This is a genomic window from Mesorhizobium sp. GW821-FHT04C10 (assembly GCF_059420305.1).
Genome location: NZ_JBWKTL010000001.1, coordinates 1587650 through 1604324, shown reverse-complemented (window position 1 = coordinate 1604324; position 16675 = coordinate 1587650). Strand labels below are relative to the sequence as shown.

Below are 16675 nucleotides of genomic sequence, written 5' to 3'. Positions count from 1 at the left end.
ACGATGTCCGACACCACAAGCGCCAATCCGGCACTGCTAGAAGTGCGCGATGTGTCAAAGGCTTTCGGCGCCGTCAAGGTGCTGCGTTCCGTCAGCCTTCAGGTGAAGCGTGGCGAGGTGGTCACCGTCATCGGACCTTCCGGCAGCGGCAAGACCACGCTGCTGCGCTGCGTCAATTTCCTCGAAAGCTACGATAGCGGCTCGATCCGCATCGACGGCAAGGAGGTCGGCTATCTCTCAGCCGGAACGCGCCAGCGCCGCAGCGAGCGCGACTTGGCCGCCATGCGTGCCGAGACCGGCATGGTCTTCCAGAGCTTCAACCTGTTCCCGCACCTGACGGCGGCCGGCAACATCATGCTGGGCTTGACCAAGGTGCGGGGGAAGAGCCAGGCCGAAGCGCGCCAGGCCGCCGAACACTGGCTCGGCCGCGTCGGCCTCGCCCACAAGGCCGACAGCCTGCCGGCGGAGCTTTCCGGCGGCCAGCAGCAGCGCGTCGGCATCGCGCGCGCCGTGGCGATGGAGCCGAAGATCCTTTTGCTCGACGAGATCACCTCGGCGCTCGATCCCGAACTGGTCGGCGAGGTGCTGGCCGTGGTGCGCAGCCTTGCCGAGGACGGCATGACGATGCTGATGGTGACGCACGAAATGGCCTTTGCCCGCGACGCCTCGAGCCGCATCGTCTTCATGGCCGATGGCGGCGTCAGCGCCGTCGGCCCGCCCAAGGAAATCCTCGCGGCGGAGACCACCAACGAGCGCCTCCGCACTTTCCTGGCGCGCTTCCGCGCCTCGCATTTCTGACATCGGACGGCTGACGCCGTCTCATTTTTGAATATCGGATGGCTGAAGCCAACCAAGGGAGCCTTCTTCCATGACGCCTTACATCCGGCTCGCCGAACTTGGCCTGACGCTGCCCGAGCCGCCAACCCCGATCGCCAACTTCGTCACCCATGCCGAGAGCGGGCGGCTGATCTTCCTGTCCGGCCAGGGACCGCTGCGCGCCGACGGCACGCTCTGCACCGGCAAGGTCGGCGAGGATGTGACCGTCGAGCAGGCCTATGAGCATGCGCGCCTGACCGGGCTCAATCTGCTCGCCGTCATGCACGCCGCCGCCGGCGATCTCGGCCGCATCGTGCGCGTCGTCAAGCTGCTCGGCTTCGTCAACGCGACGCCGACCTTCAGCGACCACCCCAAGGTGGTGAATGGCTGTTCCGACCTGTTCGCCGATGTCTTTGACAAGATCGGCGGCCATGCCCGCTCGGCCATCGGCGTCGGCTCGCTGCCCGGAAACATCACTGTCGAAATCGAAGCGGTCGTCGAGATCGCCGCCTGATCTGCCACCCACAGGATCCGCTCACATGAAAACCACTTCCTCCACCGGCTCCAACACCACCATCCGCGAACGGCTGGGCTTGAGGCCAATCATCAATGTCTCGGGCACCATGACCGCGCTCGGCGCATCGATCATCGTCCCGGAAGCGATCCGCGCCATGGCCGAAATGGCCTCGCAATGGGTGGAGATGGACGATCTGCAGCGTGCCGCGAGCACCGTCGTCGCGCGCCTCACCGGCGGCGAGGCAGGCTTCATCACCGCCTGCTGTGCCAGCGGCATCACCATGGCGATCGCCGGCGCGATGACCGGAACCAGCCTGCTCGCCATCGAGCGCCTGCCCGATGATACCGGCGACCTCAAGTCGGAGGTCGTTATCCAGCTTGGCCACATCGTCAACTACGGCGCGCCGATCGACCAGTCGGTCCGCGTCGCCGGCGCCAGGGTAGTACCCGCCGGCACGGTCAGCGTGACGCAGGACTATCATGTGCGCGAAGCGATCAACGAGCGCACGGCGGCGGGCCTCTATGTCGTCGCCCACCACACCGTGCAGTACGGCATGCTGTCGCTGGAGGAATTCTGCGAGATCTGCCACGCCAAGGGCGTGCCGGTGATCGTCGATGCCGCGTCCGAATACGATCTGCGCGGCTTTCTGGCGCGCGGCGCCGACGTCGTCATCTACAGCGGCCACAAATTCCTGAGCGGGCCGACCAGCGGCATCGTCACCGGCCGCAAGGATCTGGTGCGGGCGGCCTATCTGCAGAACCGCGGCGTGGCGCGGGCCATGAAGGTCGGCAAGGAAAGCATCGCCGGCACCATGGCCGCGCTGGAGGCCTGGGAGACGCGCGATCACGACGGCATCCGCCAGCGCGAGGAGGCCGCACTCAATCTCTGGAAGGCCGCTTTGCAGGGGATACCAGGCATCTTTGCCAAGATCATTCCGGACCCGACAGCCAATCCGCTGGACCGGCTGCAGATCTTCGTATCGCCCGAGAGCCGCTTTACCGCCGCCGGGCTCACCTCGGCGCTTGCCTCGGGCTCGCCCCCGATCATTGTGCGCAACCACGAGATCGAGCGCGGCCATTTCTTCCTCGACCCCTGCAATCTGCATCCCGGCGAGGCGGAGATCGTCGGCGACCGCCTGCGCGCCATATTGACCGCGAAGGACCGTCCCGCCGATGCGATGAAGACTGCCCGCAAGGATTCGTCCGGCGTCCTGCGCTGGCCGGATTGAGCGGCAAGCCGACCAGCAATCGCGAAATGCACCGGCCGATCACGCGACTGTGATCAGCCGGATTTGCACGCGGCGGGAATAAACCGGCGCCGCGACAAGTCTCCTCGTTATACGCCACTGCTGGCGTTGAGGAGATCGGCATGCCGCATCATTGCCAGGACAGCGAATATGGTTGCGGCGTCAGCTGTCACCATGTGCTGGCGAGCAAGATCGTCACCAGTCCCTCCTTCAGGACGCTTGACACTGGTGACACAGATGAATTCACTTTCACCACAGCAGGCGGCGTTGCCTGCTTCCGCGGGTTTCGCCCGCGCAGGCAGGGCAAGATTGCCGTCGCTCTCTGAAAGCGCACGGCCTGTTCCTCCCGGAGTATCGGATCATGGTGCTGCTTTGAGCGAGAGGGCGCAGGCACAACGCTTCAACGAGGTGGTGCTGCCACATCTCGGCGATGCGCTGGCGCTCGCCCGCTGGCTGACCGGCAATGCCGCCGACGCCGAGGATGTCGTGCAGGACGCCTGCATCAAGGCGCATGCCGGCATATCAGGTTACGCTGGCGGCAACGCCCGCGCCTGGCTGCTGACCATCGTGCGCAACACCTCCTACACCTGGATGTCGCGCAACCGGCCGCGCGCCATGATGGCCGTCGGCGATCTCGGCGATCTCGACGACATGGCCGCGGCACACGGCAGCAGCCTGCCGGACGAGGATGGCCCGGAGGCGAGCCTGATCGCCAGGGCCGATACGGCGGCACTCGAGGCCGCGATCGCCGCCTTGCCGCAGCCATTTCGCGAAACGCTGGTGCTGCGCGATATCAACGGCCTCAGCTACCGCGAAATATCGGCCATGCTTGCCGTGCCGATCGGCACGGTCATGTCCAGGCTGGCGCGTGCCCGCGGTCTGCTGGCGTCTGAACTGGGGAGAGCGTCATGACGCACGACGACGGACTGCCCAACGATCCCGAAGGCATCAGGCTGATGATCCACGCTCTGGTAGATGGCGAACTCGATGCGGCCGCGGCACTGGCCGTGGAACGGCGCATCGCTGCCGACCCCACGCTTGCCGCCGAGCATGCCCGCATTGTCGCCTTGCAGGGCGCCGTCAGCCGCTTGCCGCGTCCCGATGTCAGCGACGCCTTTCGCGCCCGCATCGCGGCGATCGGCATGGCCGGCACCGAGCAACAGGCGCCGGCCGAGGTGGCGCAGCCGCAGCGGGGCGCGCCGTCGGCATTGCCGGGATTGATTGCAGGCGCCGGCGGCGGCCAGAGACGGGAAGCCGGGACACGTCCCTCCCTGGCGCGCCCATCGCCAAGAGCGCGCCGCTTCGGCTCGTTCGACTGGCGCGCCATGGCGGCGTCGATCATGATCAGCGCGGTGCTCGCCAGCGGGGCGACGCAATGGGTGATGCAGAGTGGCGTCGATGACGGCTTTGCCGCCGCGGTCGCCAGCGGCCATCGCCGCAGCCTGCTTGCGGCGAGCCCGATCGACATCGTTTCGTCCGACCGCCATACGGTCAAGCCGTGGCTCGACGCCCGCATCGGCGTCTCGCCGCCGGCGCCGGACCTTGCCCAGGACGGCTACGCGCTGATCGGCGGCCGGGTCGAGGTGATATCGGGCAGGCCGGTGCCGGCCCTGGTCTACCGCCACCGCGAGCACCTGATCACGCTGGTCGCCGAACCGCAGCAGGGCGGCAAGGCCACCCAGCCCGACGACCTTTCTTCGGGCGGCTTCTCAATGGTGCAATGGAGCGACGGCGCCTTCTCCTATTGGGCGATCTCCGACATGGAACGGCCCGAGCTCGACGACTTCGTCGCCCGCTTCCGCAAGGCGGCGGTTTGACCCGGATTGTGGCCGTCGGCATCTGGCCGATGGCCTGAAATCCTTGCGGCCCCGCGCGAATTCCGCTAAGGCGCGCCTTTGTCGCCGGGGAGCAATAGCTTGAACGACCAACGCGCCGACGTCGCCATCATCATGGGCAGCCAGTCCGACTGGGCGACGATGCGCCAGGCAGCCGAAACGCTGGAGGCGCTGGGCGTTCCGCACAAACGGCTGATCATATCAGCCCATCGCACGCCCGACCGGCTCTATGAATTCGCCAAGGGTGCCAAGGCCGCCGGCTACAAGGTGATCATCGCCGGCGCCGGGGGTGCGGCGCACCTGCCCGGCATGACGGCGGCGATGACGCCATTGCCGGTATTCGGCGTGCCGGTGGAATCGAAGGCGCTGTCGGGGCAGGATTCGCTGCTCTCGATCGTGCAGATGCCGGCCGGCATCCCCGTCGGCACGCTGGCCATCGGCAAGGCCGGTGCGGCCAATGCGGCCCTCCTGGCCGCCGCAGTGCTGGCCCTGAACGACGACAAGCTCGCCCAGCGGCTCGACGCCTGGCGCGCCTCGCAGACCGCCAAGGTCGCCGCTGAACCGACGGATACGCCGTGAGCCTGCCCGCCGGATCGACCATCGGCATCATCGGCGGCGGCCAGCTTGGCCGCATGCTGGCAATGGCCGCCGCCCGCCTCGGCTACCGCACCATCGTGCTGGAGCCGCAGCCGGATTGCCCGGCCGCCCAGGTCGCCAACCGGCAGATAACAGCCGCCTATGACGATCCGGCCGCCCTTGCCGAACTGGCGGCCGCGAGTGCCGTTATTACCTACGAGTTCGAGAACGTGCCGGTCGCCGCGGCAGAAGCGCTTGCCGCCAAGGTGCCTGTCCATCCGCCGGCGCGCGCGCTTGACGTGGCGCAGGATCGGGTGAACGAAAAGACATTCCTCAACGGCATCGGCATCGCCACCGCCGATTTTCGTCCGGTCGACACCGACGACGAGCTGACGGTGGCGCTGAAGACATTCGGCGGCAGCGGCATCCTGAAGACGCGTCGCATGGGCTACGACGGCAAGGGCCAGCGCGTCTTCCGCAACATGGAAACGGGCGGCTTCGCCGGCACCTGCGAGGCGATGGGCAATGTACCGCTGATCCTGGAAAGCTTCGTGCCGTTCGAGCGCGAAATCTCCGTGATCGCGGCACGGGGGCTGGACGGAGCGGTCGTCGCTTATGACCCGGCCGAGAATGTGCATCGCAACGGCATTCTCCACACCTCGACCTTGCCCGCCGCCATCACACCACAGACGGCGGCAGCGGCGCGTGCGGCAGCATCGAGGATATTGTCCGCGCTCGACTATGTCGGCGTCATCGGCGTCGAGTTCTTCGTGCTGGCCGACGGTTCGCTGCTGGCCAACGAGATTGCGCCGCGCGTCCACAATTCCGGCCACTGGACAGAGGCCGCCTGCGTCGTTTCGCAGTTCGAGCAGCACATCCGTGCCGTTGCAGGACTGCCGCTCGGCAGCCCGGACCGCCATTCCGATTGCGTGATGGAAAACCTGATCGGCGACGACGTGCTGCGCGTGCCGGTCCTGCTCGCCGAGCCCGATCTGATGCTGCATCTCTACGGCAAGGCCGAGGCGCGGCCCGGCCGCAAGATGGGCCACTTCACCCGCATCAGCCGGCACGGCTAGAGCAAACAATGAGGTAAAAGCGGTTCGGCGTTTCCGTGAAACGGTGAACCGTTCTATCGCGGACGCAGGTTACTGCACCTCGTCGCCTTCAACCTCGTCGGAACTGGCGCAGCCCGCATCGCCTTCCTCGCAATTGGCCGAGGCGGCGAGCTGCTTGACGCGGTCGTTGGTCAGCCTGGTCAGGCATTGCGAAACCTCCATCGCGTGGATGGAACCGCCCGTGCTGGCGGCGGTGGTATGCGCGCACTCGGCGTCGCGGAAGGCGATCCAGGCGCGCTGCGCCGCCTGCAACAATCTCTTGCCATCGGCATCATCCGAGCCGATCAGGTTCTGGTAGGCCGCGTTGAGCTTGGCGTCGGCGGCCTGGTAATCCGCTCCGGCACAGATGTTCATCATCTGCTGGCTGTCGTCGGAGCGGTCGCATTCCTGTGCGCGAGCAACCGACGCTCCCGCCAACAAGACAAGGCAGGCGGACAGGAATGTTCGGCGCATGATGGTCCCCAAATCACTTGCGATACAGCGCATCATCCCAGTGCGCCCGGAGCCGTGCAATGCCGCCGGGACGACATGGCGGATATTTGATGATATCAGGACGCGGCGCACGCTTGCGGTTGACACGGACAAGGGTCCTCGTTTATGAGCCACCCACCGTTCAAAAGGCGCGTCTTCTGGCGCGCCTTAAAATTTCGACCCGGCACCGGGTCCACACCGACAGGCAAGACCATGAAGATCAAGAATTCGCTCAAGGCGCTGAAGGCGCGTCACCGCGACAACCAGTTGGTTCGCCGCAAGGGCCGCGTTTACATCATCAACAAGACCGCCCCGCGCTACAAGGCGCGCCAGGGTTGAGTTTTCGGCCGGAGGCTTTTGCCTCCGCCCCTTGATGCTTGTCGGCCCGCCGACCTTCTCACGCTAAAATCACTTTGATGTTCCGCCGCCCGGGACTAGGATCGGGCGATGCGGATTCTTTTTGCATTTTTGACAGCTCTGCTTGTTTCCGGCGCCATGAGCTTGCCGGCCAGAGCCGCCGACGATCAGCCGGCAGTGCCAGCCACCCCGGATGCTCCGGCCCCGCCGATGACCAAACAGGCCCGGCTGGACAAGCTGTTCTCCGACCTCAAGCGCGAACGCAACGAAAAGGCGGCCGAACGCATCGCCGGCAACATCTGGAACGAATGGTCCCAGTCCGGCAGCGCCTCGATCGACCTGATGATGCTGTGGTCGCAAAAAGCGATGGACAACCAGAAATTCGACGTCGCGCTCGATTTCCTCGACCAGGTTGTAACCATGCAGCCGACCTATGCCGAGGGCTGGAACCGGCGCGCCACGGTGCATTTCATGATGAAGAACTACGGCAAGTCGATGTCGGACATAGACCGCACGCTGCAGCTCGAGCCGCGCCATTTCGGCGCGCTGTCGGGTCTGGCGCAGATCATGGCGCTGACCGGCCACAAGCAGTCGGCGCTCGAGGCCTGGCAGAAGGTGCTGGCCATCTATCCGATGATGCGCAGCGCCCAGGACCAGGTCGCCACCCTTTCGGAAGAGCTTGCCGGCGAAGGAATTTGACCCCTCAAGGGAGTAAGGCAATAGGGCAGTAAGCAGTAGGGGATAGATTCCACTGCGGAACACACGACCCTACTGCCCGTTCCCCCCAGAACTTATCCCCCTCCACCTCCGTATCTCCCCGCATGAACCTGATCTACGCCGCGGTCGCCTTTCTCCTCGCACTCGTCCTTGCCCTGGTCGGCGTTACCCGCGTCGGCTCATGGCTGATCGAGCGCCGCAACCAGCCGATCGGCGAATTTGCCGACATCAACGGCGCCCGCATCCACTATGTCCACATCCCCGCCCCCTCCAAGGCGGACCTGCCGCCAATCGTCTTCATCCACGGTGCCAGCGCCAATCTGAGGGATCAGATGCTGCCGCTGAGGCCTGGGCTCGAAGGCCGCGCCGAGATGCTGTTCTTCGACCGGCCGGGTCATGGCTGGTCCGGGCGCGGCCCCGGCAACAATGAAAATCCGTCGGCGCAGGCCGCCACCATTGCCGCGCTGATGGACCGTCTCGGCATCAGGAAGGCAATCATCGTCGGCCATTCCTTCGGCGGCGTGGTCACGGCCGCTTTCGGCCGCGAGCATGCCGACAAGACGCTTGGCCTCGTCTTCCTGGCGCCGGCGACGCATCCCTGGCCGGGCGGCGCGACGTCCTGGTACTACGACCTGACCACCATTCCGGTGATCGGCCGGTTGTTCTCCGAGACGCTGACCTACCCGGCCGGAACACTGCAGATGGCGGACGCCACGACCTGCGTGTTCGCGCCCAACAAGGTGCCGGACAATTATCTCGGCATGGCCGCGATCCCGCTGGTGTTGCGGCCATCGGCCTTTCGCGCCAATGCCACCGACGTTGCCGGCCTCTACAGCTACGCGCTTGGTGCCGCGCCGCACTATAACGAGATCACGGCGCCGACCGTGGTCATTTCGGGCGACCACGACAAGGTCGTCTACGCCCACATCCATTCCGTCGGCCTGGTACGCGACATAGCTGGCGCCGAACTCGTCTGGGTGCACAATCTCGGCCACAAGCCGGACTGGATCACCCCCGACCTCGTCGTCGGTGCCATCGAGAAGGTCGCCGGCAAGGATATCGATCTGGAGGCGATAGCCAGGACAGCGGAAGCGCGGATTGCCGGCGACGCCTATGGCGCCGGCAAATGTGCCGACCTCAAGGAGCCTCAGGCCGAGCTCGCTCCGACCTGATATTTAGCCGACAGGGAGCTACGTTGCGCCCTACGCTAGATGACCAGCAGCGGTGTCTTGCCCGGAACGCGCTCGTAAAGATCCATGACATCCTGGTTGAACATGCGCACGCAGCCTGATGACGCTGACTTGCCGATGGACTTCCAGTCCGGCGATCCATGAATCCGATAGAGCGTGTCGACGCCGTCCTTGAAGATGTACAGCGCACGTGACCCCAATGGGTTGCTGATACCGGGCTGCATGCCCTGGCGCCATTTTTCCAGCTTCGGATCCCTGCTGATCATTGCCGAAGGCGGCGTCCAGGTCGGCCATTTGCGTTTCCACTGGACGATCGCGCGGCCTTTCCAGGAATAACCCTGGCGCCCCAAGCCCACGCCATAGCGCATGGCCTTGCCGTCCCCGAGCACCCAGTAAAGGTGCTTGTCTGTCGTGTTGACCACGATCGTGCCGGGCTTTTCTCCAGTCGGATCGTCGACGATCTGCCGCAGGAACCGGCCGTCGACCTTGCTGAAGGGAATCGCCGGCAGCGAATGGCCGCCATCTTCGACCGCGCTGTACATGCTGGCGTAATCGGGCGACGCCGGGGCAGCGGCTTCAGGCGCTGCATCTTCAATCGGCGCCTTTTCTGGTGCCGTCCCGAGCGGCGGCGGATTGAGAGGAGCTGCCATGCCGATCGACTGTCTGGGCATTTGGGCACAGGCCGAGATGGCCGAAACGCCAACAAGCGACAGCCCGGTCAGAAGCGACCGGCGCGAAACAAGAGATGACATTCACTATACTTTCAAAATGATGGGAAGGCCGACGGCGAGGGGCGACCGTTGATGCCGCCTCACCCGTGCCTTGTAGAGGCGATCGCGGCGACCCTGTGTCGAGACAAAGGCCGGGATCATTGTCCGTGCATTCGTTGCATTATGGCCACAGCGACCTCGGCACAAAATCGCGCGGGATGCTGCGTCGGGAAATCAGCAAATTACCGGCTGCTTTGCACGTCCGAGCCGACATAGGCGATGCGCAGCATGTTGGTCGAGCCGGGCGTCCTCAGCGGCACACCGGCCGTGATGATGACGCGGTCGCCGGGCTTGCCGAACTCTTCTTCCAGCGCAATGCGGCAGGCGCGGTTGACCATGTCGTCGAGATCGGTGGCGTCGGGAGAGACCACGCAATGCGTGCCCCACAAAAGCGACAGCCGCCGCGCGGTGTTGAGGATCGGCGACAGCGCGATGATCGGCACCTGGGGCCGCTCACGGGCGGCACGCAGGCCGGTGGTGCCGGACGCGGTGTAGGTGATGATGGCCGACAGTTTCAGCGTTTCAGCGATTTCACGGGCGGCCAGCGAAATGGCGTCGGCGCCGGTCGCTTCCGGCTCGGAGCGCTGCGCGTTGATGATGCCGGCATAGGTCGGATCGGTTTCGACCTTGGTGGCGATGCGGTTCATCATCGCCACAGCCTCGACCGGATAGGCACCCGCCGCCGATTCCGCCGACAGCATGATGGCGTCGGCGCCCTCGAACACGGCGATCGAAACATCCGACACTTCGGCGCGGGTCGGCACCGGTGCGGTGATCATCGATTCCAGCATCTGCGTGGCGACCACCACCGGCTTTCCGGCGCGGCGCGCGGCGCGCGTGATCTGCTTCTGGATGCCGGGCACGGCTTCGAGCGGCATCTCGACGCCCAGATCGCCGCGGGCGACCATCAGCGCGTCGGACAATTCGATGATCTCGGCCAGCCGGGCAACGGCCTGCGGCTTTTCGATCTTGGCCATGATCAGCGCCCGGCCGCGCGCGATCTTGCGCGCTTCGGCCAGATCCTCGGGACGCTGCACGAAGGACAGCGCGATCCAGTCGACGCCCGTGGCGAGCACCGCGTCGAGGTCCTTGCGATCCTTCTCGGTCAGCGCGCCGACCGGCAGGTCGGTGTCGGGCAGGCTGACGCCCTTCTTGTCGGAAATCGTGGTGCCGGCGACGACGGTGCAGACGATCGACTTGCCGTCGCTTTTCACCGCCTTCAGCTCGAGCTTGCCGTCATCGATCAAAAGACGGTGACCGGCCTCGACCGAACTCAGGATTTCCGGATGCGGCAGGTAGACCCTGGTCGACGTCCCGGGCTCGGGATTGTCGTCGAGCGTGAAGGTCTGGCCCGGTGTCAGCACTTCCTTGCCATTGGCGAACTTGCCGACGCGCAGCTTGGGGCCTTGCAGGTCGGCGAGGATACCGATCGGCCGGCCCACCTGCTCCTCGACGGCCCGGATGCGTCCGACCAGCGTGCGCATCAGCTCGTGATCTGTATGGCTCATATTGATGCGGAACACATCGGCGCCCGCTTCGAACAGCTTCTTCAGCATCTCCTCGGAGGAGGAGGCCGGACCGATTGTGGCTAGGATCTTGACCTTGCGGCTGCGTCTCATTGACTGTTGGTTCCCGGGGCGGCTGGAGCGCCTCCCGTTGCGGGCTCATCGGTCAGCTGGACCATCCAGCTTGCCTGTTCGCCCGTGTCATATTCCTGAAATCCGGCGCGCTGGAAGCCCCGGGCGACGCAGTCGTTTACGCCGGCGATCTTGAACTCTTTTTCAGCCACGCACATGTTGATCGGGCCGTCCCAGCGTCCACCGCGCTCGGCGTCTTCTGCATAAAGATAGTAAAACCTTGATGACAGCGGCCCTTCGATCAACGTCTTGCAGCTCGATCCTTCAATGTGCCACCAGCCTTCGGTGATCCAGCCGGCCTTGGCGCGATAGCCGATGCCGACACCGACCAGGTTCTGCGTGGCGTTGCAGACGCGGAAATCGGCGCGCGCCGGCGAGGCCATGACCATCGCCGACACTCCAACGGTCAGGATCAGGAGCGGCATGGCAAAGGCAGAGCGCATGCGCTGCCTGCCGGCGGAACCCATCCCAATACCCCTCAAGAACCACATCAGCATCTCTCTGCGCCCCTTTTCGGAAAAGTCCGGGCGCATGTCAACGCGCCGTTTTGACCAATTCCAATCGATTTAGGAAGGCTCCCGGCGCACTATCCGTCGCCCCTTGCCAGATTTCAGCGGAAACCTTGGCCAAACAACGGCATTGCGCACGCGTCGTCTTCGTGGAATGACGATAGCACCCTCCCCGGAAGCCAGCGAACAGACCATTTCCCGCCAATGACCCGATCCACAGTTTTCGCGCCTTTCGATATCGTCGAGGGCGACCGCAAGCGAGGCATCGTGCTTTTGGCCGATCATGCCCGCCGCGACCTACCCGAGGACTATGGCAGCCTTGGCCTGCCGGCGGCGGAATTCGACCGTCACATCGCCTACGATATCGGCGTCGAAGCGGTGACGCGCGAACTTGCGGCCTTGCTCGGCGTGCCTGCCCTGATCGCCAGCTTTTCACGGCTCTTGATCGACGCCAATCGCGGCGAGGACGATCCGACGCTCATTCGCCAGCTCTATGACGGCACTGTCGTGCCGGGAAACTATCCGCTCACACCCGAGGAGCGCGAAAGGCGGCTCGACCGCTTCTACCGGCCCTATCACGACGCCGTCGGCGCCATGATCGCTTCGGTCGCGCAGGCTTCCGGCCAGGCGCCCTTCATCTTCTCGGTGCATTCCTTCACCCCGGTCATGCAGGGCAGGCAGAGGCCGTGGCATGTCGGCATCCTCTGGGATCGGGACGACCGGGTGGCGCGGCCGCTGATCGACATGCTTGCCGAAGACAAGAACCTCGTCGTCGGGGACAATGAGCCCTATGACGGCGCGCTGCGTGGCGACACCATGTTCAAGCATGCCATCGTCAATGGCTATGCCCACGCACTGATCGAGATCCGCCAGGACCTGATTTCAGACCAGAAGGGCGCGATCGCGTGGGCCGGGCGTCTGGCGCCGATCGTTGACGCCATCGACCGCCGTCCCGATATACATGTCGTGAAAATGTTCGGCTCGCGCACCGGGCCGCTTTGACGGAGGTTTCGATGACCAAACTCAGCGACGAGCAGAAGCGCGACTTCGAGGCCGCTGCCTTTCGCCGGCTGGTCGAGCATCTCAGAGAACGCAACGACGTGCAGAACATCGACCTGATGAACCTCGCCGGCTTCTGCCGCAACTGCCTCTCGAACTGGTATCGCGAGGCCGCCAATGCCGACGGCGTCGACCTCACCAAGGACCAATCGCGCGAGATCGTCTACGGCATGCCTTATGCCGAGTGGCAGGCGCTCAACCAGACCGAGGCGTCGGACGCCAAGAAAGCCGAATTCGAGGCCAGGCGGCCGAAGGATCATTAGCGTGCCCGATACGGCGAGCGGCCTCCGGCCACTCGCTTCCGGCGCCTGTGTAGACCAAACCTCCGCGGCTTCGTCATCCTAGGGCGGAGCAAGGAGCGAAGCGACGCGGCGCAGACCCTAGGATTGTTTGAGAAGGATCGGGTAGTCTGGCGGCCGGGACTGCGGCCCATCACAACCGGCAGTCCCGGCGGCAGGCGACCGTCCCTGGGATCGGGCAACACCCGACGTCATCATGGTCCCTGCCGTCTTTGTCCGCCATCGCTTGGAGAGTTGATTGGCCGCTGGCTCGCGCCACGCCCGCAAACAATCCGAAGCCTGACAAGGATACCACCAGCATGGCCTTCTTGCATCAACAACCGAAACTGTGCCTCGGCCTCGATATCGCCAAGGACACCATCACCGCCGCCGATGGCACCACCACCCATGTCATCGACAACCAGCGACGCACGATCCGCGCCTTCCTCAAGAGCCACAAGCAGGCAGACCTTGTGGTCTGTGAACCGACCGGTGGCCATGAAGGCCTGCTGCTCGAAGAGTGCCTGCGTGCCGGCATCGCCTGCCATCGCGCCGACACGCTCAAGGTCAAGAGCTTCATCCGCTCCTACGGCACCCACGGGAAGAGCGATGCCATCGATGCCGCGATGTTGAGGGCCTACGGCCGCGAACGCTGGGAAAAGCTGACCCTTTGGCAGGCTCCGGACCCCGACGAGACCCGCTTGCGCGCCTTGGTGCGCCGCCGCCAGGAGCTCATCGCCATCAAGATCGCCGAGAAGAACCGCGCCAAGGCACCTAGTGCTCGAGACCTCGCCGCCTCCTTCGAGGCCGTGATCAAAGTCGTCGAGCGTCAGATCCAGGCGATCGATGCAGCCATGCGCGAGCTGATCGCCAACAGCAGCGCCCTCAAGCATCGAGCCGCCATCTGCACGGCCATGGACAGTCTCGGCCCAATCGTGGCCGCCAAGCTGCTGGCCATCTTGCCCGAACTCGGCACCATGACACGTCGAAAGGCTGCCGCGCTTGCAGGGCTCGCGCCTCATCCAAACGACAGCGGACAAAAGCAAGGCTACCGCAAAATCCGTGGCGGACGACCGGAGATCAGGAGCATGCTCTACATGCCCGCATTGCACGCCGCTGCCGGAAGGGGCGAGTTCGCAACCTTCTACAAACACCTCATCGCCAACGGCAAAAAGCCAATGGTGGCCATCGCTGCAGTCATGCGAAAGATCGTCGTCACCCTAAACGCCAGGCTCAGAGACGCCACCATTCCTCAGAGTTGATGACGAAGGGAAGAGCGTTTCGGCTCATCTCCGAGGTGTCAGCCCGCCATCAGCGATGCCGGTCCCATTTCGCCCTTTGGTCCAAGCATTCCCTGCGGACGGCGCTTGACTGCGAATTGAATCGATCTAATTTGCCGCGCAAAGCCATTTTCTGACCGGATTCGCCCTATGAACGCGCCGAACGCCATGCAGACTGCCATTCGCGGGCGATGGGCCGTGGCCGCCATTTTCCTTGCCAATGGCTTCCTGACCGGCAGCTGGGCGCCGCAGATTCCGGTGTTCCTGACCCGGCTGGACATTTCGAAATTCACGCTCGGCCTGCTGATCCTTCTGTTCGGTGCGGGCGCGGTCACCGCCATGACCTTGTGCGGCCACCTGATCTCGAAACATGGCTCGCGCACCGTGCTGCGCTGGTTCGGCCTTTGCGGCAGTCTCGGTTTGCTGCTGGTGGCGCTGGCGCCCGACGTGCCACTGGCGGCCATCGCCATGTTCATTTTCGGCGGCTCGATCGGCGGCATGGATGTCGCCATGAATGCCAATGCGGTGGTGGTGGAGCGAAAAATGTCCCGCGCCATCATGTCGTCCTCGCACGGCTTCTGGAGCCTCGGCGGTTTCGCCGGCGGCGGCCTCGGCGGCTTTGCCATCCAGCACTATGGCCACCTCGCCCATGCCGCTGTGGTGACCGCGCTTGCCTTCGCGGCGATCGCCATGGCGGTCGGCTATCTCGTTGCCGAGGACAGACCACAAGCGGCCGAGCATCATAAATTCACGCTGCCGGCAAACCCGCTGGTCTACCTGATCGGCCTGATGGCCCTGCTGACAATGATCTCCGAGGGCGCGGTGCTCGATTGGGCGGCTCTGTATCTCAGACAGGAACTCGGCGCCGACCTTGCCGTCGCCGGTCTTGCCTATGCCGCCTTTTCCGGCGTCATGGCGATCATGCGCTTCTTCGGCGATGGCGTGCGCAACCGCTTCGGCGCGGTGACGACGCTGCGCGGCTCGGCTGGCGTCGCCGCCGCCGGCATGCTGATCGCCGGCCTGTCGCCCTCACCCTGGCTCGCCATCGCGGCCTTCGCACTGTGCGGCTTCGGCATCGCCAATATGGTGCCGATCATCTTTTCGGCCGGCGGCAACCAGGAAGGCATGTCATCGGGCACCGGCATGAGCGTCGTCACCACCATGGGCTATTCCGGCATTCTGGTGGCGCCGTCTGCGATCGGCTTCGTCGCCGAGCATTCCAGTTTCGGGCCGATCTTCGTCGCCATGTCGGTGCTGCTGATCGTCGTCTTGCTGATGGCGGGCCTCGCTCACCGCGCCGAATTCGCCCCCGACACGGCACCCGCCGAATAGCGTTTGAGTTCCTCGTGGAGAAAGTCCGCCACGCGGCGGATGCGCACGCTGCCGCGCACATCGCGATGCATGGCCAGCCACACCGGCAGGCCAGGCAGCGGCAGGCCGGGAAGCACCTTCTCCACCAGCGGATCACGCTCGGCCAGCGGCTCCTGGCCAAGGCCAATGCCGTTTCCCGCCCGCACTGCTTCCCACAGCACGATCTGGTTGTCGGCCCTGAAGCGGAAGCTGCCGCGGGTGACCGGGATGCCATGCTGGACGAAGCCCCTGATGATCTCATCGCTTCGGTCGAAGCCGATCAGGGCGTGATTGACGAGATCGGCCGGCCCCGCTGGGCGGCCGCGCCGATCGAGATAGGAAATGGCCGCGCAGGCGCAGAGCGGGATATCGCAGACCTTGCGCGCCACCAGTTCGTTCTGCGCCGGCTTGACCATGCGGATGGCGATGTCGGCGTCCCTACGCAGCAGGTTCTCGACCTGGTTCGAGGCAACGATCTCGACCTCGATGCCGGGTTCCTCGATGCCGAGCCGCGCCATCATGTCGGGCAGCACATAGGCCGCCACCACTTCGCTGGCGGCGATGCGCACCGTGCCTTCGATCGCCTCGACCGAGCCCAACGCCAATAGCGAAAAAGCACTCGCCTGCTCGCTGACCGCCTTGCCGCGTTCGAACAGCGTGGCGCCGGCTTCTGTCAGCGCGTAGCCGCTCCGACCACGCCGGAACAGCGTGACGCCGAGCGCCTGCTCCAACTCCCCGATGTGACGGCCCAGCGTCGGCTGGCTGGCCGACAGTTTTCGCGCGGCGGCCGACAGGCTGCCGGTTTCCGCGACCGTAACGAAGCTCTTGATAAGGTTCCAATCAATATCTTCCATTCAATAATGAATATCAAAACTGCATCTATGGTCAATTTCAATTCATCCATGAGGCAATCATATTCGCCCTGCAAACACCGATACGGACTGCAAACACC

Annotated in this window: 20 protein-coding genes; 15 read left to right on the top strand and 5 right to left on the bottom strand. The window is 64.8% G+C overall.

The window, feature by feature from the left end; genetic code table 11:
• The first annotated feature begins 3 nt into the window (after positions 1 to 3).
• From AC07UC_RS07780 to AC07UC_RS07745, 8 genes are all read left to right on the top strand, one after another.
• Positions 4 to 798: an amino acid ABC transporter ATP-binding protein gene (locus tag AC07UC_RS07780; RefSeq protein WP_494904971.1), complete on the top strand. Its 795-nt coding sequence runs from the start codon at positions 4 to 6 to the stop codon at positions 796 to 798.
• Between the two features lie 70 nt (positions 799 to 868).
• Positions 869 to 1330: a RidA family protein gene (locus tag AC07UC_RS07775; RefSeq protein ID WP_010911960.1), complete on the top strand. Its 462-nt coding sequence runs from the start codon at positions 869 to 871 to the stop codon at positions 1328 to 1330.
• A gap of 25 nt (positions 1331 to 1355) precedes the next feature.
• Entirely contained in the window at positions 1356 to 2561 is a 1206-nt protein-coding gene (locus AC07UC_RS07770; RefSeq protein ID WP_494904968.1) for an aminotransferase class V-fold PLP-dependent enzyme, read from the top strand.
• Between the two features lie 140 nt (positions 2562 to 2701).
• Positions 2702 to 2905 (top strand): hypothetical protein, encoded by a 204-nt coding sequence (locus tag AC07UC_RS07765; protein WP_140777031.1) that lies wholly within the window; start codon positions 2702 to 2704, stop codon positions 2903 to 2905.
• A gap of 46 nt (positions 2906 to 2951) precedes the next feature.
• The gene (locus tag AC07UC_RS07760; RefSeq protein ID WP_202325608.1) at positions 2952 to 3491 is read left to right on the top strand and encodes a sigma-70 family RNA polymerase sigma factor; all 540 of its coding nucleotides are present in this window, start codon (positions 2952 to 2954) and stop codon (positions 3489 to 3491) included.
• On the top strand, positions 3488 to 4396 hold the full coding sequence (locus tag AC07UC_RS07755) for an anti-sigma factor family protein (RefSeq protein WP_140777035.1): 909 nt from the start codon (positions 3488 to 3490) through the stop codon (positions 4394 to 4396). The genes AC07UC_RS07760 and AC07UC_RS07755 overlap by 4 nt, the downstream gene beginning before the upstream one ends.
• A gap of 99 nt (positions 4397 to 4495) precedes the next feature.
• Positions 4496 to 4993: a 5-(carboxyamino)imidazole ribonucleotide mutase gene (gene purE / locus AC07UC_RS07750; RefSeq protein ID WP_027141852.1), complete on the top strand. Its 498-nt coding sequence runs from the start codon at positions 4496 to 4498 to the stop codon at positions 4991 to 4993.
• Entirely contained in the window at positions 4990 to 6066 is a 1077-nt protein-coding gene (locus AC07UC_RS07745; protein WP_494904965.1) for a 5-(carboxyamino)imidazole ribonucleotide synthase, read from the top strand. The genes purE and AC07UC_RS07745 overlap by 4 nt, the downstream gene beginning before the upstream one ends.
• A gap of 69 nt (positions 6067 to 6135) precedes the next feature.
• Here AC07UC_RS07745 and AC07UC_RS07740 read toward each other — a convergent pair whose 3' ends face one another.
• Positions 6136 to 6558 carry a lysozyme inhibitor LprI family protein gene (locus tag AC07UC_RS07740; RefSeq protein WP_494904963.1) on the bottom strand — a complete coding sequence of 141 codons (423 nt, stop codon included), beginning with the start codon at positions 6556 to 6558 and terminating at the stop codon, positions 6136 to 6138.
• Positions 6559 to 6789: 231 nt separating this feature from the next.
• On the opposite strand from AC07UC_RS07740, the gene ykgO reads away from it, so the two are divergent.
• From ykgO to AC07UC_RS07725, 3 genes are all read left to right on the top strand, one after another.
• Complete coding sequence (ykgO, locus tag AC07UC_RS07735) at positions 6790 to 6915, top strand: type B 50S ribosomal protein L36 (RefSeq protein ID WP_006327841.1); 126 nt, start codon at positions 6790 to 6792, stop codon at positions 6913 to 6915.
• A 108-nt stretch (positions 6916 to 7023) separates the two neighbouring features.
• Entirely contained in the window at positions 7024 to 7632 is a 609-nt protein-coding gene (locus AC07UC_RS07730; RefSeq protein ID WP_140777041.1) for a tetratricopeptide repeat protein, read from the top strand.
• A 122-nt stretch (positions 7633 to 7754) separates the two neighbouring features.
• Positions 7755 to 8822, top strand: coding sequence for an alpha/beta fold hydrolase (locus AC07UC_RS07725; RefSeq protein WP_494904962.1), 1068 nt, complete (start codon positions 7755 to 7757; stop codon positions 8820 to 8822).
• Positions 8823 to 8857: 35 nt separating this feature from the next.
• On the opposite strand, the gene AC07UC_RS07720 is transcribed toward AC07UC_RS07725, so the two are convergent.
• From AC07UC_RS07720 to AC07UC_RS07710, 3 genes are all read right to left on the bottom strand, one after another.
• Positions 8858 to 9592 carry a L,D-transpeptidase gene (locus AC07UC_RS07720; RefSeq protein WP_494904961.1) on the bottom strand — a complete coding sequence of 245 codons (735 nt, stop codon included), beginning with the start codon at positions 9590 to 9592 and terminating at the stop codon, positions 8858 to 8860.
• 200 nt (positions 9593 to 9792) lie between these two features.
• The gene (pyk, locus tag AC07UC_RS07715; RefSeq protein WP_056575575.1) at positions 9793 to 11229 is read right to left on the bottom strand and encodes a pyruvate kinase; all 1437 of its coding nucleotides are present in this window, start codon (positions 11227 to 11229) and stop codon (positions 9793 to 9795) included.
• Positions 11226 to 11672: a DUF1036 domain-containing protein gene (locus tag AC07UC_RS07710; protein WP_244735517.1), complete on the bottom strand. Its 447-nt coding sequence runs from the start codon at positions 11670 to 11672 to the stop codon at positions 11226 to 11228. Before AC07UC_RS07710 ends, pyk begins: the two co-directional genes overlap by 4 nt.
• A 288-nt stretch (positions 11673 to 11960) precedes the next feature.
• Here AC07UC_RS07710 and AC07UC_RS07705 point away from each other — a divergent pair, with 288 nt between their 5' ends.
• The 4 genes from AC07UC_RS07705 to AC07UC_RS07690 all read left to right on the top strand — a co-directional run bounded on the left by AC07UC_RS07705 (position 11961) and on the right by AC07UC_RS07690 (position 15705).
• Positions 11961 to 12758 (top strand): N-formylglutamate amidohydrolase, encoded by a 798-nt coding sequence (locus tag AC07UC_RS07705; protein ID WP_202325603.1) that lies wholly within the window; start codon positions 11961 to 11963, stop codon positions 12756 to 12758.
• An 11-nt stretch (positions 12759 to 12769) separates the two neighbouring features.
• Positions 12770 to 13078, top strand: a complete 309-nt coding sequence (locus AC07UC_RS07700; RefSeq protein WP_494904959.1) for a DUF1244 domain-containing protein — start codon at positions 12770 to 12772, stop codon at positions 13076 to 13078.
• A 335-nt stretch (positions 13079 to 13413) separates the two neighbouring features.
• Positions 13414 to 14355: an IS110 family transposase gene (locus AC07UC_RS07695; protein WP_494903677.1), complete on the top strand. Its 942-nt coding sequence runs from the start codon at positions 13414 to 13416 to the stop codon at positions 14353 to 14355.
• A 168-nt stretch (positions 14356 to 14523) separates the two neighbouring features.
• On the top strand, positions 14524 to 15705 hold the full coding sequence (locus tag AC07UC_RS07690; RefSeq protein WP_494904958.1) for an MFS transporter: 1182 nt from the start codon (positions 14524 to 14526) through the stop codon (positions 15703 to 15705).
• Here the strand turns inward: AC07UC_RS07690 and AC07UC_RS07685 are convergent.
• Positions 15663 to 16577, bottom strand: coding sequence for a LysR family transcriptional regulator (locus AC07UC_RS07685; RefSeq protein ID WP_494904957.1), 915 nt, complete (start codon positions 16575 to 16577; stop codon positions 15663 to 15665). The two genes, AC07UC_RS07690 and AC07UC_RS07685, sit on opposite strands and share 43 nt — an antisense overlap.
• Positions 16578 to 16675 lie beyond the last annotated feature (98 nt).